Genomic DNA, 20,447 nt, shown 5'->3' with positions numbered 1-20,447 from the left:
TGTGTACGGCGTGACGGTTGTGTACGGCGTGACGGTTACGGTGTGACGGCTCCTTACGGTGTGACGGCGAAGTGGTCGAGGATCGCCTCGGCCAGCTGCTGGTCGCCCTCGACCTTCAGCCGCTCGCCGACCGCCTCGGGCCGCACCCGCCCGCAGGCCAGCCGCAGATAGGTCTCCCAGTCCAGGGTGAGCGTCACGGTCGGGCCGAGCGAGACGCTGCCGTCGATGGTGCCCTTGCCGTCCGCGTCCACCCGGACGGTCCGCATGAACTCCAGCGGGCCGTGCACATCGAAGACCACCGCCGAATGGGGCGCCGCGCCCGCGTCCTTGGCGACCACCTTCGGCAGCGCCGACAGCAGGGTGTCGCGGGCGATGAGGGCGCCCGGGGAGTCCAGATTGCCGGGCTTGTTCAGCGCCCGGCGCAGATCCTGCTCATGCACCCAGACGTCGAACGCCCGCCGTGCCAGGGCGGCTTCGAGGGACATCTCGATGCCGCCGGGGACGCGCACCACGGTGTCCGGCGACCGCTTCTCGTTCCGCAGCTGACGGGACCGCCGGATGACGGTGTACTCCAGCTCGGAGGTCATCTCGGGTGCCGTGTGGCAGCGCCGGACATCGACCTGGACCTCCATGTACCGCGACAACTCGTTGGTGACGTGGAACAGGTCGCGCGGCAGCGTGTGGATGGGGCGGGGATCGCCGAGCATCTCGCACTCGATTCCGATCACATGCGAGACGACGTCCCGCACCGACCATCCCGGGCACTCGGTACGGCGGTTCCATTCGTTCTCGACGAGCGGATTGACCAACTCCGATATAGCGTCGATGGAATGGGTCCAGGCGTCGATGGAGGTCTGAAGGCTGGGATGGACGGTCACGGGACCCCTCGGGCGGTTGGTGCGCGGGCTGGGTGCTGGTGTGTGGCTTCAAGTTACGCTGCCCATGAGCGCCAGGGCAGTGGTTTCGGGTCCGATCGTAGGCCCGGTTGACGGTCTCCAACGCTGAGAGCGGTGGTAGTGTGCGCGCCTCTTTGGTCCAGATCGATGTAGACCCGGACGAGTCCCCCGAAAGCCGCCGCGGCCGCGCCGCCGCCATCGTCCGCACCCAGAGCGGCTCCGATCTGGTGGTACTGCCCGAACTGTGGACGCTCGGGGCATTCGCCTACGACTCCTTCGTCAGCGGCGCCGAGCCGCTGGACGGCCCCACCGCCCGCGCCATGGCCGCCGCCGCCCGGGACGCCGGGGTCTGGCTCCACGCGGGCTCCATCGTCGAGCGTGCCCCCGACGGCACCCTCTACAACACCGCGCTGGTCTTCTCCCCCGACGGCGCCCTCGCGAGCTCCTACCGCAAGATCCACCGCTTCGGCTTCGACGAGGGCGAGGCCGTGATGATGGGCGCGGGCGAGGAGGTCGTCACCACCGGTCCGCCGGACGCCACTCTGGGCCTCGCCATCTGCTACGACCTCCGCTTCCCCGAGCTCTTCCGGCTGCTGACCGAGGCCGGGGCCAAGGTGCTGGTGATCCCGGCCGGATGGCCCGCCCGCCGCCGCGAGCACTGGCGGCTGCTGGCCCGCGCCCGTGCCGTGGAGAGCCAGGCGTACGTCCTGGGCTGCTGCTCCACCGGCACCCACGCCGGGGTGGAGCAGGCCGGGCACAGCATCGTCGTGGACCCGTGGGGCGAGGTGCTCGCCGAGGCGGGCACCGCCGAGGAGGTGCTCACCGTCGAGCTGGACCTGGACCGGGTCACCCAGGTCCGCACCGACCTCCCGGTGCTCCGCGACCGCATGCTGGGCCTGCCCGAGCCCGCCGCCCGAACCCGGGGGAATGCCACGGCCGGGGGCTGATGTTTGATGGGGATATGGCTCCACGTGCACGCGTCCGCGCCCCCGAACTGACCGGCAAGGGCGGCTGGCTCAACACCGGAGGCAACGACCTCACCCTCGCGGATCTGCGGGGGCGCATCGTGATCCTGGACTTCTGGACGTTCTGCTGTGTGAACTGCCTGCACGTCCTGGACGAGCTGCGCGAGCTGGAGGAGAAGCACCGCGACACCGTCGTGATCGTCGGGGTGCACTCGCCGAAGTTCGTCCACGAGGCCGACCACCAGGCCGTCGTGGACGCCGCCGAGCGCTACGGAGTGCACCACCCGGTCCTCGACGACCCCGAGCTCGCCACCTGGAAGCAGTACGCGGTACGCGCCTGGCCCACCCTCGTGGTCATCGACCCCGAGGGCTATGTGGTCGCCCAGCACGCGGGCGAGGGGCACGCCCATGCCATCGAGACCCTGGTGGGAGAGCTGGAGGCGGAACACTCCGCCAAGGGCACGCTGCGCCGCGGCGACGGGCCCTACGTACCTCCCGAGCCGGTCCCCACCGAGCTGCGCTTCCCCGGCAAGGCCGTGTCGCTGCCCGGCGGCACCTTCCTGGTCTCCGACACCACCCGGCACCAGCTGGTGGAGCTCGCCGCGGACGGCGAGACCGTGGTGCGCCGGATCGGTGACGGCACGCGCGGGCTGGCCGACGGCGCCCCGGAGCGGGCCCGGTTCAGCGAGCCGCAGGGACTCGCGCCGCTGCCCGACGGCTCGGTCGCCGTCGCCGACACCGTCAACCACGCGCTGCGCCGCTTCGACCCCGCCACCGGTGAGACCACCACCCTCGCCGGGACCGGCCGCCAGTGGTGGCAGGGCTCGCCCGCCGAGGGGCCCGCCCGCGAGGTGGATCTGTCCTCGCCGTGGGACCTGGCCTGGTTCGCCGGCCGGCTGTGGATCGCCATGGCCGGTGTCCACCAGCTGTGGACGTACGACCCGGAGGCCGGGACGGTCCGGGCCGCCGCCGGGACCACCAACGAGGGCCTGGTCGACGGGCCCGCCGAGGAGGCGTGGTTCGCCCAGCCCTCCGGGCTGGCCGCGGCCGGGGACCGGCTGTGGATCGCCGACTCCGAGACCTCCGCGGTCCGCTGGGTCGAGCGGGACGGCGACGGCTTCGCGGTCCGCACGGCGGTGGGCACCGGACTCTTCGACTTCGGCCACCGGGACGGCGACGCCGGACAGGCCCTGCTCCAGCACCCGCTGGGCGTCACCGCGCTGCCCGACGGCTCGGTCGCGATCGCCGACACCTACAACCACGCGCTGCGCCGCTACGACCCGGCCACCGGTGAGGTCACCACCCTCGCCACCGATCTGCGCGAGCCGTCCGGCGCGGTGCTGGCGGACCGGGACATCGTGGTGGTGGAGTCGGCCCGGCACCGGCTGACCCGGCTGCGGCTGCCCGAGGAGGCCGTACGGGTCGAGGCGCTGGCGCACCGCACCCAGCGCGCGGCCACGGAGATCGCCCCGGGCACGCTCCGGCTGGACGTGGTCTTCCAGGCGCCCGCCGGGCAGAAGCTGGACACCCGCTACGGCCCCTCCACCCGGCTGCTGGTCTCCGCCACCCCACCCGGCCTGCTGGCCGAAGGGGACGGCGCGGGCACCGAGCTGAGCCGGGATCTGGTGCTGGCGGACGGAGTGACCGAGGGCGTGCTGCATGTCTCGGCGATGGCCGCGTCCTGCGACGACGACCCGCGGAACGAGTACCCCGCCTGCCATGTGCACCAGCAGGACTGGGGCGTCCCGGTCCGGGTCGCCGAGGGCGGCGCGGTACGGCTGCCGCTGGTGCTCGCCGGGATGGACGAGCCCTCCTGACGCGCCGGCCCGGCAAGCCCTCCTGACGGCCCTCCGGTCAGTCGGGGCAGTTGGGCAGCTTGGTGTACTGCACCTGGTCGGCGCGGATGCGGATGGCCGGGACCCAGACCCGTTTGCCGCCCTGGCCGACCCGGAACCACATGCTGCTGTGTCCGCCCGCCTCGTCGGTGACCGTGACCCCGTTGGCGATCCGGCAGTCGGCGCGCAGCACATCGCCGTGCCAGGCCCGGCCCACGATGTTCGACGGGCGGTAGGCCAGATACGGATCCTCGGCCAGGCCCAGCGAGCAGTAGCGGGTGCGTTTGGTCCGGCAGTCGCGCTCGGCGTTGTAGACGGTGATCCGGGCGTTGCCCAGGGCCGCGGAGGACGCGGCCGGTGCGCCCGCGGACGGCTTGTCGCCGGAGGAGTTGTCGCCGGACGAGCGCAGGGCGAGGGTGGTGACCGTGGCCCCGGCGATGACCACGACGGTGCCGACCGTGGCGAGGACCAGCCGCAGCCGTCGGCGGGACGACCCGTCCGGCGGGGGCGGCCGGCCGGCCATGGCGGCCGCGGGGGCGATATCGGCCGATGCGGTCTCATCGGCCGGGGCGGCTGCCTCCGCCGAGGCGGCCTCGTTGGCCCGGTGCAGCAGTTCCACCAGTTCGGGCAGCCGGTCCTCGGCGGTGAAGGAGAGCTTGCCCCATTGGACCAGGAGCCGTTCGTCGGGCAGGCTCTGACCGCGCAGATAGCGGGAGAGGGAAGAGCGGCTGGCGGGCAGCCTGCTCTCCAATTCCGTCAGGCTCAGTCCCAGTTCGCCGTGCATATGGCGCAGTGCGGTCACGAATTCTCTCACCGGGCCGGAGAGTTGGCCGGGGAGCGGGGCGAGCGGCTTTCGTCGTGGGTTCTCGGGGCGATGCGGATGCGCTGGCACGCTCACCATTGGAGCATGTGGATCATGAGCATGACGAGCGGCACGTCCACACCCCTGCGGTGGACGTGCCGCTCCCGGGTGCCGCCGTTGGCCGTGAGCCAGGTGGCGGCGCGCTGGAGGGCCTAGCAGCGGGTGCCGCCGGTCTGCGGGGGCTTCGGCGGCTGATCGCCGTTCTGCACCGGGACGTCGGGCAGCGAGTCCTGCGAGATGTCCACCGCGACCACGCTCAGGAAGCCGTTGACCGGCTTGGTGAGGTGAGCCATGTAGGTCGAGCAGGCCCCGTCCTCGCACACCTTGTGCCCGGTGTCGACCTGGTAGTCGGCGGCGATGCGGTCCTGGCCCGCAGCGCGCTGGTTGATCATCCCGGTCGAGGCCGAGTGGGTGTCCGGGGTCTGGTGGACCACCCAACGCGTGCCCCAGGTGGGGAAGTCGGCGGCGGCCGCGGCCTTGGTGCCGAACTCACCGCTGGTGGTCTTCAGCTTCAGGCCCGGATCCTTGTCCTTGACCTTGGTGTCACGGCTGAGGGCGCTCTTTCCGGCGGCCGTGTCCGCCGCGGCTCCGGCCTTGTCCGCCGTGCCGTCATGGCCGCCGCTGTCGCTGCCGCCGGAGCAGCCGACGAGCCCGGCGGCGCCGATGCTCGCCGCGACGATCGTGGGAAGGACCTTGCGCAGCAGGGTCCGTCGCGGACCCTGCACGGTGGAGTGCGTCATCTCGGAATCCCCCCTTCGATGGGCGCCGACGGTCCGCCGGTGCCTGTCGGTTGAGCCGCCGGGGCGTTCCGCCGCGGCGACGGGATCCACTCTCAACCGCATCGAAGGGGACTTCGGGGGTGCTGACGTCCCATGGGACGTCTCGTCCCCGCCCACCGCTGTGACCTGCTGGGACATGCCGCCGGACGGCCAGAGGCGGGACAGCGACGGCGGTGGGGCGGGACATGACGGGACGGCCCCCGCGGGGGAGTCGGGGGCCGTCGGTCGTCGCGCAGCCGCAGGGGAGTCGGCTGCCGGGGATGTTCAGGTGGCGGGTGTCACCAGTTGAGCGCGTCGGAGCTGTCGCTCTGCCAGTAGCTGACCTGCGCGTTGTCGTCGAGGTACACCGAGCCGCCGGGCAGCGGGACGGAGGTGGCGGCGTCGGAGCCCTTGAGGTACACCTCCAGCTTGGTGACCTTGGTGCCGTTCGTGCCCGAGCCGTCGGCGCTGGACGTGAGGATGCCCGCGTAGCCGCTCTCGCCGGGCGCGAGGCTGACGACGGCCTGCGGCTTGGTCTCCTCGGCGATCGGGGTGGCCGCCTGCCCGTCGTCGAACCGCAGCGCGGGGGCCTCCGGGAGGTTGCAGGTGACACCGGACTTGTTGGTGGCCTGGAGCAACAGGTGGTTGACCGGCCGGGGAGCCTTGGTGACGCTCATCGACAGCTTGCTCGGGTCACAGGTGCCGATCTTGGAGCCGGAGCCGCCCGTCGTGCCGCCGCTCTTGCCGCTGCCGGGGGCCTTCCCGTCACCGCCTGCCTGGGCGCCGCCCTGGGCACCGGCGTCGGCGCCGCCTCCCGCGTTCGTGTCCTGCTTGCCGCCGCCCTTGGAGTCGGAGCCCGGGGTGGCGGCGGCCGAACTCTCCGCGGAGCCGGACCGCTTGACCCCCTCCGCGTCGTCGTTGTTGCAGGCGGCCAGGGTGAGAGCGGCGGCCATGAGGGTCACGCTGGCGACGGCGGTGCGGATGGTGCGGGCGTTGGTGGCGGTGATCGACATGGTGGTTCCCCCCAGTGGGATGTGGTCGTCTTGCGGTACGTCTCAAGACTGTCCGGCCCCGCTGGCGTACGGCTGCTGTACCGCTGCCGCACCGCTAACGTCTCACTAACGCCCCCGGCTGACGTCCCCTCCCGGTGTCATCCCGCCAACGCCCCGGGCGAACGCGCCGTTCCCTCAGTGGGGTTGGCCACCGCCGGTGGGCCCGCCCGCGGTCCCGTCCGCGCTGCCGTCGCCCTGGGCGAAGAGCTTCACCAGATCGCTCATCACGTAGCGATTGGTGGCCTCCTCGTCCAGCAGATGCATCTCGGCGAGCCGGTCCAGGGCGTCCTGGATCAGCTCCGGGTCCGCCCCGGACAGCGCCGCCGCCTCCGCCGTGTTGACCTCCCGGGCGAAGCCGGTGCCCAGGGTGCGCAGCAGCGCGGCGTCGTCCGCGGAGAGCCGGGCCACCGAGTTGCGCAGCGCGGCGGCCACCCCGGCGTCCTCCGCCGACAGCAGGGCGAGCCTGCGCCGCTCGTCGCGCAGGGCGGTGGCCAGCCGGGCCAGCCGCCAGCGGGGCCGGGCCATCAGCTGGGCGGAGGCGGCGCGCAGCGCCAGCGGCAGTCCGTCGCACAGCGCAACCAACTCCCGTGCGGCGGCGGGGTCCTCGGCGACCCGCTCCGGGCCGAGCAGCGTGCCGAGCAGCGAGATGCTGTCCTCGGGGCCGAGCGCGTGCAGCCGCAGCGGACGGGCGGCATCGGTGGCGATCAGCCCGTCGAGCCTGCTGCGGCTGGTGACCAGCGTGGCGCAGTGCGGGCCGCCGGGCAGCAGCGGCCGCACTTGGGCGGAGCTGCTCGCGTTGTCCAGCACCACCAGCAGCCGCCGGCGGGCGACCAGCGAGCGGTAGAGCGCGGAGGCCGCCTGGGGCGAGGACGGTATCTGCTCGGCCGGGGTGCCCATGGTGAACAGGAACTCGCGCAGCACCTCCAGCGGCGCCGCCTCCTCACCGCCGCTGAAGCCGCGCAGATCCGCGAAGAGCCGTCCGTCGGGGAAGGCGCCCGCGTAGGCGTGACCCCAGTGCACCGCGAGGCCCGTCTTGCCGACCCCGGCGGGTCCGCTGACGAGCGTGATGCCGCCCTCGGACGGGAAGCCGCCGGGGGCGCCGCCGTAGCCGCGGTCCGGTTCGGCGGGCAGCGTCAGCCGGGTCAGCTCCGCCAGCTCCGCGGTCCGCCCGAGGAACCCGGCCGGGGGCCGGGGGAGCAGCTCGGGCACCGGCGCTCCGGTGGCCGCGGCGGGGGCGGGGGCGGCGACGGGGTGCGCCGGGGTGGCGGGCACCGGCTGGACCCCGGGGTGGCTCGCGCCGTCGGTGCCGCCGCGTCCCGCGTCCGCCCCCGGCCCGGCCCGCAGGATCTCCTGGTACGCGCCGGTCAGCCGCTCCCCCGGGTCGACGCCCAGATCGTCGGCGAGCAGCTCCCGGGTGCGGTGGAACCAGGCGATCGCGTCGGACTGCCGCCCGGTGCGGTACAGCGCCAGCATCAGATCCGCGATCAGCCCTTCGCGCAGCGGCTGGGCGAGGGCGGCGGGGTGCAGCACACCCGCGGCCCTGTCGTGTTCGCCGAGCGCTCCGTACGCGCGTGCCAGTGCCTCCACGGCGGTCAGCCGTCGTTCCTCCAGGGCGTGAGCCGCGGCCGCGAACGGCGGGCTGGCCACCGTCCCCGTCAGCGCCGGGCCGTGCCACAGCCCGAGCGCCTGGCTCAGCAGCTGGACGGCGTCGGCCGGGGCGGCCTCGGGCTGGGCGCTGGAGACCAGATGGTCGAAGCGCTGGGCGTCGACCATTCCGTCGGGCAGCCGCAGCAGATAGGCGGAGCCGTGGGTGGCGAGTTCGACGCCCAGGTCACCGGCGCCGTGCTCGGCGAGGACCGCGCGCAGCCGGGAGACATGGCCCTGGATGACGGTCTTGGCGTGGGCGGGCGGCTCGTCCTCCCACAGGCTGGCGGTCAACTGATCCACGGAGACGGTCGAGTTGGGCCGCAGCAGCAGCATGGCGAGCACACTGCGCCGTTTGGCCGCCCCCAGCGGTAGCTCGACGGCCGCTGCCGGGGGGCCGGTGGTCACCGTCACGGGGCCCAGCAGGGAGAAGCGCAACTCAGCCCTCCAGAAATGCGGTCAGCGCTTTGGCGAGCAGCCGGGGGTCCTGCGCCCCGCACAGCTCGCGCGCCGAGTGCATGGACAGGATCGCCACACCGATGTCGACGGTGGAGATGCCGTGGCGGGCGGCGGTGATCGGACCGATCGTGGTGCCGCACGGCATCGCGTTGTGGGAGACGAAGCTCTGCCAGGGCACCCCGGCGCGCTCGCAGGCGGCGGCGAAGACGGCCCGCCCGGAGCCGTCGGTCGCATAGCGCTGGTTGACGTTGACCTTGAGGATGGGGCCGCCGTTGGGACGTGGGTGGTGGCCGGGCTCATGGCGCTCGGCGTAGTTGGGGTGGATGGCGTGCCCGGTGTCGGAGGAGAGGCAGAAGCTGCCCGCGAAGGCGCGCGCCTTGTCCTCGTGGCCGCCGCCGCGGGCGTGGACCGATCGCTCCAGGACATTGCCGAGCAGCGGGCCGTCGGCGCCGGTGTCGGACTGGCTGCCGTTCTCCTCGTGGTCGAAGGCGGCGAACACGGGGATGGCGTCGAGGCCGGTGCGGGCGGCGGCGGCCACCAGCGCGGCCGTACCGGCGTGCACGGACAGCAGATTGTCCATCCGGGGACCGGCCACCAGTTCGCGGTCACGCCCGAGGTAGGCGGGCGGTTCGACGCTGTGCACCATCAGGTCCCAGCCGCCGATCTCGTCGGCCGCGACGCCGGTCTCGTCGGCGACGAAGCGGATCAGATCGCCTTCCTCGACCTCGCCCAGACCCCAGATCGGCGTCATATGGCGCTGCTTGTCCAGCTTGAGGCCCTCGCTGTTGACGGACCGGTCCAGGTGCACGGCGAGCTGGGGCACCCGCAGCAGCGGGCGGTCGACGGTGACCAGCCGGTGCGAGCCGTCTCTGAGGGTGATCCGGCCGGAGAGGCCGAGGTCGCGGTCGAGCCAGGTGTTGAGGAGGGCGCCGCCGTAGATCTCGACGGCGATCTGGCGCCAGCCGTGCGCTCCGGTATCGGGAATCGGCTTGACCCGCAGATTGGGAGAGTCGGTGTGAGCGCCCACAATTCGGTACGGAGTGGACGGGCTCGCCCCCTCCGGCACGTACCACGCGATGATCGCTCCACCCCGCAGCACATACCGCCCGCCCGCCTCTCCATCCCAGGCGGCGGTCTCCTCGACCTGCCGGAAACCCGCGTTTTCCAGGCGCTGAGCGGCGTTTCCTACTGCGTGGTAGGGCGATGGGCTGGCGCGGAGGAACGCCATGAGGTCATCGGTGTGGCCGCGGTCGATGCCGGGGTGTGCGCTCATGTGCTCAGCATAGATTCGGACCGGCCCGGCGACCGGCGAGTGGCGGGTGGATCCATCCGTGGGGTCGTGTTGCGCCGATCTGATGAAAGCACGTCAGCTAACGCTATGAGTCCGGCAAATCCGCCCATATTCCCCGTGACCGCTCCCTCGTACTGAGTCGCACGCAAGGGGATACACCGGATGCGCGTTCTACGACACGTCCTCGTCGTCCTGGGGTCGCTGCTGCTGCTGTGCAGCGCTGGTTCGGCCGTGGCGCAGCCCGCCGCCGGGTTTGTCGCCATGGGACTGGTTCCCTCGGCCGCCGAGGCCGGTACGCAGGACCCGCGCTCCCCGGACAGCCGCCCGGACGACGGGTACGGCCGCCCGGTGCCCTGTCCCACGAGGGACCGGGTCGGCGGGACGAACGCCGCGCCCAATCCCCCGCTACAGCGGTACTTCGAGGGCGACTGGCGGCTGGGCCCGGCCTCTCTGCCCCGCAACGGCGCGATCGGCCGGATGCTGGAGGGCTACCAGCGGCTGGACGGCTACCGCTCCTCCGCCGCCTTCCTGGACTGCTACTGGAACGAGCAGACCAACGGCTGGTGGTACCCGTACCCGGACGGCTGGACGCTGCTCAACGGTGAGCCCCTGAAGACCACCATCACCCTGAAGGCCGGGCAGCGGGTCGACCTCTTCGGCAGCGGCTTCGGCCACTTCCTCGCCCCGGCCGGTACGCCCTTCACCGAGCGCGCGCTGCCGCCGAGCAACCTCAACACCCTCGACCCGGCCTACCCGTTCGGCTACCACCTCTACAAGGTCACCAAGCCCTTCCTGGTGGAGGCCGGTCCGATCCGGCCCTGGTTCGGCCAGCCGGGACAGGGGCTCCAGTATCTGACCGGACCCTCGATCCCCCAGCTTGTCGCCGCCGGGAACCTCACCCCGCTCAACTGACGGCGGATGCTGGTTGTCGTGGACCGATGGGAACTGATCCGCGTCCTCCATGAGGAGCAGGTGCCGGACGCGCTGTACGACATCCCGGGAGCGCATGACATCCCGGTCCAGCCGGACGCCTACTACTTCCTGCGCCCCGCGCCGGACGGCGGCTGGACGACCGGGCTGCGGGAGCGCTCGGTGGACCGGGACCTGAGCCGGTTCGCCACCGAGGACGAAGCGTGCCGGGATCTGCTGGCCAAGCTGAGGGCGCGGCCCCGGCCGCCCGGCGGCGGGAGCGCGTCGGTCGAGGAACTCCTCGCCGAGGGAGAGGAGATCCGCCGCCAGGCGTGGGAAGAGGTGGAACGGGCGCTGCGCGAGCGGCCGCCCGACAAGGACTGATAGCGAGCGGCGGCAGCGGGGAGCGGCAACGCACGGAGCGGTCACAGCACGGAAGCCGGCCCGCCCCGGTCAGGGGGCCGGCCGGCTTCCACCGCCGCTGGACGGCTTCGCTCAGGCTGTGTGAGCCGGTGTCACCGAGGGATCAGAACGCGGACTCGTCCAGGTCCATCAGGCCCTTGTCGACCGACTCGGCCAGCGCGCGCTGGACGGAGACGCCCGGCAGGACCTCGTGCGCGAAGAACTTCGCGGCCGCGATCTTGCCCCGGTAGAAGGAGGTGTCCTTCGCGGAGGCGGTGCCGACCTTCTCGGTGGCGACCGCGGCGCCCTTGAGCAGCAGGTAGCCGATGATGACGTCACCGGAGGCCATCAGCAGCCGGGTGGAGTTCAGGCCGACCTTGTAGATCGACGTGACGTCCTGCTCGGTGGCGGCCAGGTCGGTGAGCATGGTGCCGACTATCGCCTCCAGGTCCACCGCGGCCTGGGCGAGCTGGTCGCGGGCCGGGGCCAGCTCCTCGCCGCCGACGGCCTCGGCCAGGAACTTCTTGATCTCCTCGGAGATGATGGTCAGCGACTTGCCCTGGTCCCGGACGATCTTGCGGAAGAAGTAGTCCTGGCCCTGGATCGCCGTGGTGCCCTCGTAGAGCGTGTCGATCTTGGCGTCCCGGATGTACTGCTCCAGGGGGTACTCCTGGAGGTAGCCGGAGCCGCCGATGGTCTGGAGCGACTGCGCCAGCTGCTCGTACGCCTTCTCCGAGCCGTAGCCCTTGACGATGGGCAGCAGCAGGTCGTTGAGACCGTGGACGTCGGAGGCGTCCTCGCCCGCGGCCTCCTTGACCAGGATGTCGTCCTGGACGGAGGCGGTGTAGAGGACGAGGGAGCGCAGGCCCTCGGCGTACGCCTTCTGCGTCATCAGCGAGCGGCGCACGTCCGGGTGGTGGGTGATGGTGACGCGCGGGGCCGCCTTGTCGGTGAAGGCCGCCAGGTCGGCGCCCTGCACCCGCTCCTTGGCGTACTCCAGCGCGTTCAGGTAGCCGGTGGAGAGGGTGGCCATGGCCTTCGTGCCGACCATCATCCGCGCGAACTCGATGATCTTGAACATCTGGCGGATGCCTTCGTGCTTCTCGCCCAGCAGCCAGCCCTTGGCCGGGCCGTTGGCGCCGAAGGTGAGCTCACAGGTGTTGGACACCCGCAGACCCATCTTGTGCTCGACGTTGGTGGCGTAGACGCCGTTGCGCTCGCCGAGCTCGCCGGTCTCCCAGTCGAAGTCGTACTTGGGGACGACGAACAGCGAAAGACCCTTGGTGCCGGGCCCCGCGCCCTCGGGACGGGCCAGCACGAAGTGGATGATGTTCTCGGAGAGGTCGTGCTCACCGGAGGTGATGAAGCGCTTCACCCCGTCGATGTGCCAGGTGCCGTCCTCCTGCTGGACCGCCTTGGCGCGGCCGGCGCCCACGTCGGAGCCCGCGTCCGGCTCGGTCAGCACCATGGTGGAGCCCCACTGCTTGTCCACCATCAGCTGAGCGATCTTCAACTGCTCCTCGGTGCCCTCGTCGTGGAGCACAGCGGCGAAGGCCGGGCCGGAAGCGTACATCCAGATCGGGGTGTTGGACCCGAGGATGGTCTCGGCCGAGCCCCACAGCAGCGAGCGCGGGCAGGAGGTGCCGCCCAGCGACTCCGGTATGCCCAGGCGCCACCACTCGGCGTCCATGTACGCCTGGTAGCTCTTCCTGAACGACTCGGGTACCGGCGCGGTGTTGGTGGCCGGGTCGAAGACCGGCGGGTTGCGGTCCGAGTCGGCGTAGGAGTCGGCCAGCTCGTTCTCGGCGAGCCGGGATATCTCGGCGAGCACGCTCTTCGCGGTCTCGACGTCCATCTCCGCGAACGGACCGGTGCCGTACAGCTTGTCGCGGCCGAGCACCTCGAAGAGGTTGAACTCGATGTCGCGGAGATTCGACTTGTAGTGCCCCATGGCGACGGCTCCGTAAGGCTCGGGAGGCAGGGACCTCTGATGTAACGCGTATCGATGCGATCTCAGTCGCCATGATGCTACCCGTGGGTAATAAAGGGCAACCCTCAAACGGTCAACTGTGACTCAGTACGCTTCGGTGCATGTACGGCTACGACCAGAACGCGAGCGCAGGGCAGGGTTACGCCGCTCCGCCACCTCCGCCGCAACAGCAGCCGCCGCTGTCGCACCACCCCCAGCCGGGTGCCGGCTACGGCGAGCAGCCGCTGTACCCCGAGCCGTCGCCGCCGTCGCTGGCCGACGCGGTGCGGGCCTTCACCACCGGCTCGATGTCGGCGGAGGACTTCCAGCAGATCTTCGCGAGCTCCAAGGTCTACTGCCCGCGCGGTGACAACCCCGGCTTCCTCGCCCTGCACAACACCCAGCAGCCGGTGATCCCCATGTTCACCTCGCTCAAGGAGCTGCGGCGGTACGCGGGCAAGGAGTCCAAGTACTTCGTCATCACCGGCGCCGAGGTGATCGATCTGCTGCCCACCGGCTACGGCTTCGTCCTCGACATGGAGGGCGAGCACCGGATGGTCTTCGACGCCAAGGCGGTCGAACAGATGGTCGATTTCGCGATGCGGCGCATGTACGGCTAGCGCGGCCGGATGCCGCTCATGCGGCGATAAAGGCACTCTTGCGGGTTGTTCACCCTTCAATTAAGTTGAACGGTGAACGACCGAGGAGGCCGTCATGCCCGCAGTGACCGTGGACAACCCGCTGACCCTGCCCCGTATCGCGGCACCGGCCGGGGCACGGCACCGCTCCGCGCTCGCCGTCAGCACCGCGCCCGGCGGTTTCGAGGGGGAGGGTTTCCCGGTGCGGCGCGCCTTCGCGGGCATCGACTACCAGCACCTGGACCCGTTCATCATGATGGACCAGATGGGCGAGGTGGAGTACGCGCCCGGCGAGGCCAAGGGCACTCCCTGGCACCCCCACCGCGGCTTCGAGACCGTCACCTACCTGATCGACGGCACCTTTGTGCACCACGACTCCCACGGCGGCGGGGGAACGATCAACGGCGGCGACACCCAGTGGATGACCGCGGGCTCCGGGCTGCTGCACATCGAGGCCCCGCCGGAGTCGCTGGTGATGAGCGGCGGACTGTTCCACGGACTCCAGCTGTGGGTGAACCTCCCGGCCAAGGACAAGATGATGCCGCCGCGCTACCAGGACATCGGCGGCGGCAAGGTCAGACTGCTGACCTCCTCCGACGGCGGCGCCCTGCTGCGGCTGATCGCGGGCGAGATCGACGGTCACCGGGGCCCGGGTATCACCCACACCCCGATCACCATGCTGCATGTCTCGCTCAACCCGGGCGCCGAGCTGACCCTGCCGTGGAACCCCGGCTTCAATGCCCTCGCCTACGGGCTGGCCGGCCGCGGCACCGCAGGTCCTGAGGGGCGGCCGTTCCGCACCGGCCGGACGGTGGTCTTCGGCGGCGGTGACGCGCTGACCGTACGGGCCGACGCCGTCCAGGAGCCGAGCAGCCCCAACTTCGAGCTGGTGCTGCTCGGTGGGCAGCCGATCCGCGAACCGATGATGCACTACGGCCCGTTCGTGATGAACACCCGCGCGGAGCTGGCCCAGGCCGTCGAGGACTTCCAGGCCGGACGGCTCGGCTGCATACCCGCCGACGAGAGCTGACGAGGGCCGACGCGACCCGCGGCCCCGGCGCGCTACCCGGCGGGGAGCCCCTCCGGGGCCTTCTCGTGCAGCTCGAACCAGATGCACTTGCCGTCGCCCCGGGGATCGACCCCCCAGGCGTCGGCCAGCATCTCCATCAGCAGCAGCCCGCGCCCCGACGAGGCCAGCTCACCCGGGCGGCGGCGGTGCGGCAGCTCGTCGCTGCCGTCGGCGACGTCGAGGCGCAGCCGCCGGGTCCCGTGCCGCCCGCTGACCTCGGCGACCAGCAGGGCGTCGCCGTCGGTGTGCAGCAGCACATTGGTGACCATCTCGCTGAGCAGCAGCACCGCCGACTCCACCTGGTCCCGGTCCGTCCAGTCGTGCAGCATGTCGCGCAGCTGCTGCCGGGCACCGGCTATCCGCTCCGGCTCGGCCTGCGCCACGGTGACCGCGGTCCGCCGCACCGGCGCCGAGCCCGGCCCGACCAGGCACACCTCGGCCTCGCGCCGGATCAGCAGCAGGGCTATGTCGTCCTCGCGGCGGTCGGCGAGCGGGCCGGTGGAGCAGTGGGACGGCGGCCCGTGCACCGCCTGCACCAGGGCCTCGGCCAGCGATTCGAGATCGTCCCCGCCGCCGGTCCCGCCGGGCTCACCGGTCTGGGGGGTGGGCCGCTCGAAGACCTCCCGGATCCGGTCCCAGCCGGTCTCCAGGTCGTGCCCACCGGTCTCGATCAGTCCGTCGGTGCACATCAGCAGCGTCTCGCCGGGCTCCAGCACCACCCGGGTGGTGGGGTAGTCGCTGTCCGGGTCGATCCCCAGCGGCAGTCCGCCCGCCGTCGGGCGGACCACCATCGTGCCGTCCGCCAGCCGTACCGCCGGATCGTGATGACCGGCTCGGGCGATGTCGAGGGTGCCCGCGACCGGATCCACCTCCATGTACAGACAGGTCGCGAACCGCGGGTCCCAGCCCTCGTCGGCGCCCGCCCAGCCGGTGTCGCCGAGCCCGGCGAGAAAGCGGGAGGCGCGCGAGAGCACCGCGTCCGGGTGGTGCCCCTCGGAGGCGTAGGCGCGCACCGCGATCCTGAGCTGCCCCATGATCCCGGCGGCCCGCACATCGTGACCCTGCACATCGCCGATCACCAGCGCGGTGCGGCCCGAGGGCAGCGCGATCACGTCGTACCAGTCGCCGCCGACCTGGAGCCCGCCGCCGGTGGGCACATAGCGCGCGGCCACCGCGAGACCGGGGATATCGGGCTTGCGGGCGGGCAGCATCGAGCGCTGGAGCCCGTCCGCGAGCTCGCGCTCGGTCTCCTGGAGGGCGGTACGGGACAGCGCCTGGGCGAGCATCCGGGCGATCGTGGTCAGCACCGAACGCTCATCGGGCGAGAACGACACCGGATGAGCGAACCCGGCCATCCAGGCGCCGATGGTCCGCCCCGCGACGATCAGCGGCAGATAGGCCCAGGAGTGGCGGCGGCGGGACCGGGCCAGCGGCCAGGCGGTGGGGAAGCGCTCGCGGTAGTGGTCCGGCGAGGGCAGATAGACCGCCCGCCCGGTGCGGACCACCTCGGCGGCGGGAGCGTCGTGGTCCATGGGTACGTCACCGGACGCGTGCTCGGCGGCCGCTCGGGGCCCCTGCCGTCCGATCACCGAGATCCGGTCGCCCGCGACCCCGAAGACCGCAAGACCGTCCGGTGAGAAACCGGGCATCGACAGCCCCGCCGCCACGCGCAGCACGTCGGCGGTGGACATCGCCTCGGCCAGCGCCCGCCCCGCGTCCAGCAGGAACGCCTCGCGGTTGCGCCGCCAGTCGCCGGTGACCGGCGTGCCCTTCGCGGCGGTGCCGGGCAGCGGCTCGGGAACCTCCTGGAGGGTGCCGAGCAGGTAGTAGCCGTCCTCGCTGCCGCCGCGGGACAGCGGCCGGGCCCGGCAGCGCACGGTCCGCAGCACCGTGCCCTTCTCGTCCACCACCCGCAGCAGGGCCTCGGAGAGGCTGCCCTCGGCCAGCGCCAGCAGCACGGTGGCCTTGACCTCCAGCCAGTCCGCGGGGTGGAAGCAGGCGCGGGCGGCGGCCTGGGAAAGGGTGACGGCCTCGGCGGGCAGTCCCACCAGCCGGGCCGCTTCGGCGTCGTAGGCGACGGCGCCCGAGACACTGTCCCAGCGCCATAGACCGGTCGCCATGGCGGCCAGCAGGTCCTCGGTGCGCATTGCACTACCTTATGGGGATTTTCCGAGCGCTTACCAGTGAGCGTCCGGGCGCCGGTAGGCTTGCCCAGAAGCTCCCGAGGGTACGTACGCCTCCCGATCACACGACTTGGATGAATGATGCATCGGTACCGGTCCCACACCTGTGGTCAGCTCCGCGCCGCTGACGTCGGCACCGACGTCCGGCTCTCCGGCTGGCTCCACAATCGACGGAACCTGGGCGGCATCCTCTTCATCGATCTCCGTGACCACCACGGCCTGGTCCAGCTGGTGGTCCGCCCCGACACCCCGGCCAACGAGGCGCTCAGCTCCCTCACCAAGGAGACCGTCGTCCGGGTGGACGGCCGGGTGATCGCGCGCGGTGCGGAGAACGTCAACCCCGAGCTGCCGACCGGTGAGATCGAGGTCGAGGTCACCGATGTCGAGGTGCTCGGCGCCGCCGACCCGCTGCCCTTCACCGTCTTCCCCGAGGACGGGGTGAACGAGGAGCGGCGGCTGGAGTACCGCTTCCTGGACCTGCGTCGTGAGCGGATGCACCGCAACATCATGCTGCGCTCCGCCGTGATCGCCGCGATCCGGCAGAAGATGACCGCCCAGGGCTTCAACGAGATGGCGACCCCGATCCTGTCCGCCACCTCCCCCGAGGGCGCGCGCGACTTCCTGGTCCCGTCCCGGCTGCACGCCGGCAAGTTCTACGCGCTGCCGCAGGCCCCGCAGCAGTTCAAGCAGTTGCTGATGATCGCGGGCTTCGACCGCTACTTCCAGATCGCGCCCTGCTTCCGCGACGAGGACGCCCGCGCCGACCGCTCGCCGGGCGAGTTCTACCAGCTCGACGTCGAGATGAGCTTCGTCGAGCAGGAGGACGTCTTCGAGGTCATCGAGAAGGTCATGACCGAGCTCTTCGAGGAGTTCGGCAACGGCCGCCATGTCACCTCGCCGTTCCTGCGGATCCCGTTCCGCGAGGCGATGCTGAAGTACGGCTCCGACAAGCCGGACCTGCGGGCCAAGTTGGAGCTGAAGGACGTCAGCCATGTCTTCGCGGGCTCCGGCTTCAAGGCGTTCGCCGACAAGCACGTCCGGGCCCTGGCCGTACCGGACACCGCCGACCAGCCGCGGAAGTTCTTCGACCAGATGGGCGAGTTCGCGGTGCTGCACGGCGCCAAGGGGCTGGCCTGGGTCCGGATCGGCGAGGACTCCAAGCTGACCGGCCCGATCGCCAAGTTCCTCACCGACGAGGACGTCGAGAAGCTGATCGCCGAGGTCGAGGGCAAGCCCGGCACCTCGGTCTTCTTCGGCGCGGGCGACTACGACGAGGTCTCCAAGATCATGGGCGCGGTGCGGGTCGAGGCCGCCAAGCGCACCGGTCACTTCGAGGAAGACGTCTTCCGCTTCTGCTGGATCGTGGACTTCCCGATGTTCGAGCGGAACGAGGACACCGGGCAGATCGAGTTCTCCCACAACCCGTTCTCCATGCCGCAGGGCGGTTTGGAGGCGCTGGAGACCAAGGACCCGCTCGACATTCTGGCCTGGCAGTACGACATCGTCTGCAATGGCACCGAGCTGTCCTCGGGCGCCATCCGGAATCATGAGCCGGAGGTCATGTTCAAGGCGTTCGGGATCGCGGGCTACTCCCGCGAGGAGGTCGAGCGCGAGTTCGGCGGAATGCTCCGCGCGTTCCACTTCGGCGCTCCGCCGCACGGTGGTATCGCCCCCGGCGTCGACCGCATCGTCATGCTGCTGGCCGATGAGCCCAGCATCCGCGAGACCATCGCCTTCCCGCTCAACGGCAACGCCCAGGACCTGCTGATGGGCGCGCCCAGCGAGGTGGACGAGGCCCGGCTGCGCGAGCTGCATCTGTCGATCCGCAAGCCGCAGATCAAGCAGGCCGTGAAGAAGGACGGGCAGTCGGCCGAGAGCCAGGCGGAGCAGCCCGCGGAGTAACGAGGCAACCACTCCGGTACCCCAGCCGGTTCTTCGAGTGTGAAGAAATCTGTGAGGGTACGGACGCGGACCGGACGGAGGGCCGCGGGCGCGCTGACCGCCGCCGCCCTCCTCCTGTCGGCGTTGTCGCTGACCGGATGCGAGGCGGACGGCAGCCACAAAGCATCCCCCGGCCGCCCCGGCGCACCGGACTCGTTCACGGACGGCGCGCCGTCCGGACGTGGGGCGGCCCTTGAGCCCGCGAACGCGCACCACCCCGGGCGGGGCGGCCCGGTCCGCCAGGCGGCCCGTCCCGACCCCGCACCCGAGCTGAGCCGCGAGCTGCCCGGACTCGGGCCGCGGACCCGGGCCGAACTGCCGGACGACTCCGACCAGGTCGTGATCGTCACCGGCACCGGCCGGAACTCCTCCACCTCCACCGCGGTGCTCTACGAGCGGGTGGAGGCGGACGAGGAGAGCCACGGCACCAGCCGCGGTACGGGCGACGCGGGCGCGGTCTGGCGGGCCGGAGCCTCCTGGATGGCCCACAACGGGCTGCGCGGCTGGACGGACCGTCACCACCAGGGCGATCTGCGCTCCCCGATCGGTGTCTTCGGCCTCACCGACTCGGGCGGGCGGCGCAAGGACCCCGGCACCCTGCTCCCCTACGACCACACCCGGCCGGGCTTCACCATCCATGGCTCCGGCTCCGAGGGCGAGCCGCTGTCCGGGTCCTTCGGCTATGTGGTGGCCATCAACTACAACCGGCGGGCGGGCACCTCACCCCTGCACACGGCGCGCCCGATGGGCTGGAACCGGGGTGGTGGCATCTGGTTGCACGTGGACCACGGCGGGCCCACCCAGGGCTGTATCAGCCTCTCCCGGAAGAACATGAAGAACCTGCTGCTGACGCTGGACCCGCAACGCCACCCGGTGGTGGTGATGGGCGACTCCGCGTCCCTCGCCCGCTGAGGGCGCTGAGTGCGCCGCGGGAAGTGCCGCGAGGTGCCGTCATGCGTCTGCGGCTGCGTCGTGGCTGATCGCGCCCACGCGGCGGAGCCGCACATCGACATAGCCCCGCGCCCCTGCGGGGCGCATCCGAACCGCACCGGACTTCAGCAAGGCCGCTCAGCTGTGGATACCGGGCTCGGACAGCCGCCGGTCCACCCCGCACGGCTCGCCCCGCTCCTGCGTACGCGCCGCCCGGAGCACCGCGCGCAACAGCCGCCCGGGCGTGGTGCGGTGCTGCCACAGCACCGCCCGCACGCCGTACTCCATCACCGCCATCAGCTCGGTCTCCGGCAGCTCGCCCGCGACCAGCACCACCCGCTGCGCACCGCCGCGCACCAGTCGGCGCAGCTCGGCCCCGGCCGCGTCGTCGAGCCGCTCGGCGAGCATGACGGCCACGGTGGCGGGGGACTCCTCGCCGGCGATCAGCTCGACGGTGGGCTGATGCTGGAGATGGCGGACGACCCCCGCCCGCGAGAGCGGGTCGGGACCGTGGACCGTCACCGTGACCCGTGCGTCCGGCACTGTTTTCCTCGATTTCCCCGTGGTGTGGACTCACAGGGTCATCGGCAGGACTAAACGAACGGTTGCCGGGCGCTCAACGGGCCCGCGCGCCCCCGCCGGGG

General features: G+C 71.7%; 17 protein-coding genes. 8 read left to right on the top strand and 9 right to left on the bottom strand.

What is annotated here, in order from left to right; all coding sequences use genetic code 11:
* Positions 1–53: 53 nt before the first annotated feature.
* Positions 54–878: a maleylpyruvate isomerase family mycothiol-dependent enzyme gene (locus JK363_RS05660; protein WP_201872050.1), complete on the bottom strand. Its 825-nt coding sequence runs from the start codon at positions 876–878 to the stop codon at positions 54–56.
* Positions 879–1,018: 140 nt separating this feature from the next.
* Here JK363_RS05660 and JK363_RS05655 point away from each other — a divergent pair, with 140 nt between their 5' ends.
* Entirely contained in the window at positions 1,019–1,843 is an 825-nt protein-coding gene (locus JK363_RS05655) for a carbon-nitrogen family hydrolase (RefSeq protein ID WP_201872048.1), read from the top strand.
* 14 nt (positions 1,844–1,857) lie between these two features.
* Positions 1,858–3,678: an NHL domain-containing thioredoxin family protein gene (locus JK363_RS05650; protein ID WP_201872046.1), complete on the top strand. Its 1,821-nt coding sequence runs from the start codon at positions 1,858–1,860 to the stop codon at positions 3,676–3,678.
* Positions 3,679–3,715: 37 nt separating this feature from the next.
* Here JK363_RS05650 and JK363_RS05645 read toward each other — a convergent pair whose 3' ends face one another.
* The 5 genes from JK363_RS05645 to JK363_RS05625 form a co-directional block, all read right to left on the bottom strand.
* Positions 3,716–4,498 carry an XRE family transcriptional regulator gene (locus tag JK363_RS05645; RefSeq protein ID WP_307821622.1) on the bottom strand — a complete coding sequence of 261 codons (783 nt, stop codon included), beginning with the start codon at positions 4,496–4,498 and terminating at the stop codon, positions 3,716–3,718.
* Positions 4,499–4,710: 212 nt separating this feature from the next.
* Positions 4,711–5,298 carry a hypothetical protein gene (locus JK363_RS05640; RefSeq protein WP_201872041.1) on the bottom strand — a complete coding sequence of 196 codons (588 nt, stop codon included), beginning with the start codon at positions 5,296–5,298 and terminating at the stop codon, positions 4,711–4,713.
* Between the two features lie 317 nt (positions 5,299–5,615).
* Complete coding sequence (locus tag JK363_RS05635; RefSeq protein ID WP_201872038.1) at positions 5,616–6,329, bottom strand: DUF4232 domain-containing protein; 714 nt, start codon at positions 6,327–6,329, stop codon at positions 5,616–5,618.
* A gap of 174 nt (positions 6,330–6,503) precedes the next feature.
* A complete protein-coding gene (locus JK363_RS05630) occupies positions 6,504–8,450 on the bottom strand; it encodes an AfsR/SARP family transcriptional regulator (protein ID WP_201872036.1) in 1,947 nt (648 codons plus the stop codon).
* Position 8,451: 1 nt separating this feature from the next.
* Positions 8,452–9,744 carry a M18 family aminopeptidase gene (locus tag JK363_RS05625; RefSeq protein WP_201872029.1) on the bottom strand — a complete coding sequence of 431 codons (1,293 nt, stop codon included), beginning with the start codon at positions 9,742–9,744 and terminating at the stop codon, positions 8,452–8,454.
* A 180-nt stretch (positions 9,745–9,924) separates the two neighbouring features.
* On the opposite strand from JK363_RS05625, the gene JK363_RS05620 reads away from it, so the two are divergent.
* Positions 9,925–10,674 (top strand): TNT domain-containing protein, encoded by a 750-nt coding sequence (locus tag JK363_RS05620; protein ID WP_201872027.1) that lies wholly within the window; start codon positions 9,925–9,927, stop codon positions 10,672–10,674.
* A gap of 18 nt (positions 10,675–10,692) precedes the next feature.
* Positions 10,693–11,055, top strand: coding sequence for a hypothetical protein (locus JK363_RS05615; RefSeq protein WP_201872026.1), 363 nt, complete (start codon positions 10,693–10,695; stop codon positions 11,053–11,055).
* A gap of 142 nt (positions 11,056–11,197) precedes the next feature.
* On the opposite strand, the gene JK363_RS05610 is transcribed toward JK363_RS05615, so the two are convergent.
* Entirely contained in the window at positions 11,198–13,024 is a 1,827-nt protein-coding gene (locus JK363_RS05610) for an acyl-CoA dehydrogenase (RefSeq protein WP_201872025.1), read from the bottom strand.
* A gap of 140 nt (positions 13,025–13,164) precedes the next feature.
* Here JK363_RS05610 and JK363_RS05605 point away from each other — a divergent pair, with 140 nt between their 5' ends.
* Together JK363_RS05605 and JK363_RS05600 are read left to right on the top strand one after the other, a co-directional pair.
* A complete protein-coding gene (locus tag JK363_RS05605) occupies positions 13,165–13,662 on the top strand; it encodes an SseB family protein (protein WP_176181725.1) in 498 nt (165 codons plus the stop codon).
* Between the two features lie 94 nt (positions 13,663–13,756).
* Positions 13,757–14,710: a pirin family protein gene (locus tag JK363_RS05600; RefSeq protein WP_201872024.1), complete on the top strand. Its 954-nt coding sequence runs from the start codon at positions 13,757–13,759 to the stop codon at positions 14,708–14,710.
* A 32-nt stretch (positions 14,711–14,742) separates the two neighbouring features.
* Here the strand turns inward: JK363_RS05600 and JK363_RS05595 are convergent, their stop codons facing one another.
* Positions 14,743–16,896, bottom strand: a complete 2,154-nt coding sequence (locus JK363_RS05595; protein WP_201872023.1) for an ATP-binding SpoIIE family protein phosphatase — start codon at positions 16,894–16,896, stop codon at positions 14,743–14,745.
* Positions 16,897–17,013: 117 nt separating this feature from the next.
* Here JK363_RS05595 and aspS point away from each other — a divergent pair, with 117 nt between their 5' ends.
* Together aspS and JK363_RS05585 are read left to right on the top strand one after the other, a co-directional pair.
* A complete protein-coding gene (aspS, locus tag JK363_RS05590) occupies positions 17,014–18,834 on the top strand; it encodes an aspartate--tRNA ligase (protein WP_201872562.1) in 1,821 nt (606 codons plus the stop codon).
* A gap of 51 nt (positions 18,835–18,885) precedes the next feature.
* Positions 18,886–19,785 carry a hypothetical protein gene (locus tag JK363_RS05585; protein ID WP_307821621.1) on the top strand — a complete coding sequence of 300 codons (900 nt, stop codon included), beginning with the start codon at positions 18,886–18,888 and terminating at the stop codon, positions 19,783–19,785.
* A gap of 156 nt (positions 19,786–19,941) precedes the next feature.
* Here the strand turns inward: JK363_RS05585 and JK363_RS05580 are convergent, their stop codons facing one another.
* A complete protein-coding gene (locus JK363_RS05580; RefSeq protein ID WP_201872021.1) occupies positions 19,942–20,346 on the bottom strand; it encodes a DNA-binding response regulator in 405 nt (134 codons plus the stop codon).
* Positions 20,347–20,447 lie beyond the last annotated feature (101 nt).

This window comes from Streptomyces coffeae (genome assembly GCF_016741875.1).
Lineage (GTDB): Bacteria > Actinomycetota > Actinomycetes > Streptomycetales > Streptomycetaceae > Streptomyces > Streptomyces coffeae.
The sequence above is the reverse complement of the archived record's forward strand: the minus strand, read 5'-3'. Positions and strand labels throughout refer to the sequence as shown.

Coding starts and splice junctions, on each gene's coding strand:
- JK363_RS05625 (WP_201872029.1), bottom strand. CDS start 9,744: ATGAGCGCACACCCCGGCATCGACCGCGGCCACACCGATGACCTCATG.
- aspS (WP_201872562.1), top strand. CDS start 17,014: ATGCATCGGTACCGGTCCCACACCTGTGGTCAGCTCCGCGCCGCTGAC.
- JK363_RS05610 (WP_201872025.1), bottom strand. CDS start 13,024: ATGGGGCACTACAAGTCGAATCTCCGCGACATCGAGTTCAACCTCTTC.
- JK363_RS05605 (WP_176181725.1), top strand. CDS start 13,165: ATGTACGGCTACGACCAGAACGCGAGCGCAGGGCAGGGTTACGCCGCT.
- JK363_RS05635 (WP_201872038.1), bottom strand. CDS start 6,329: ATGTCGATCACCGCCACCAACGCCCGCACCATCCGCACCGCCGTCGCC.
- JK363_RS05650 (WP_201872046.1), top strand. CDS start 1,858: ATGGCTCCACGTGCACGCGTCCGCGCCCCCGAACTGACCGGCAAGGGC.
- JK363_RS05600 (WP_201872024.1), top strand. CDS start 13,757: ATGCCCGCAGTGACCGTGGACAACCCGCTGACCCTGCCCCGTATCGCG.
- JK363_RS05640 (WP_201872041.1), bottom strand. CDS start 5,298: ATGACGCACTCCACCGTGCAGGGTCCGCGACGGACCCTGCTGCGCAAG.
- JK363_RS05595 (WP_201872023.1), bottom strand. CDS start 16,896: ATGCGCACCGAGGACCTGCTGGCCGCCATGGCGACCGGTCTATGGCGC.
- JK363_RS05620 (WP_201872027.1), top strand. CDS start 9,925: ATGCGCGTTCTACGACACGTCCTCGTCGTCCTGGGGTCGCTGCTGCTG.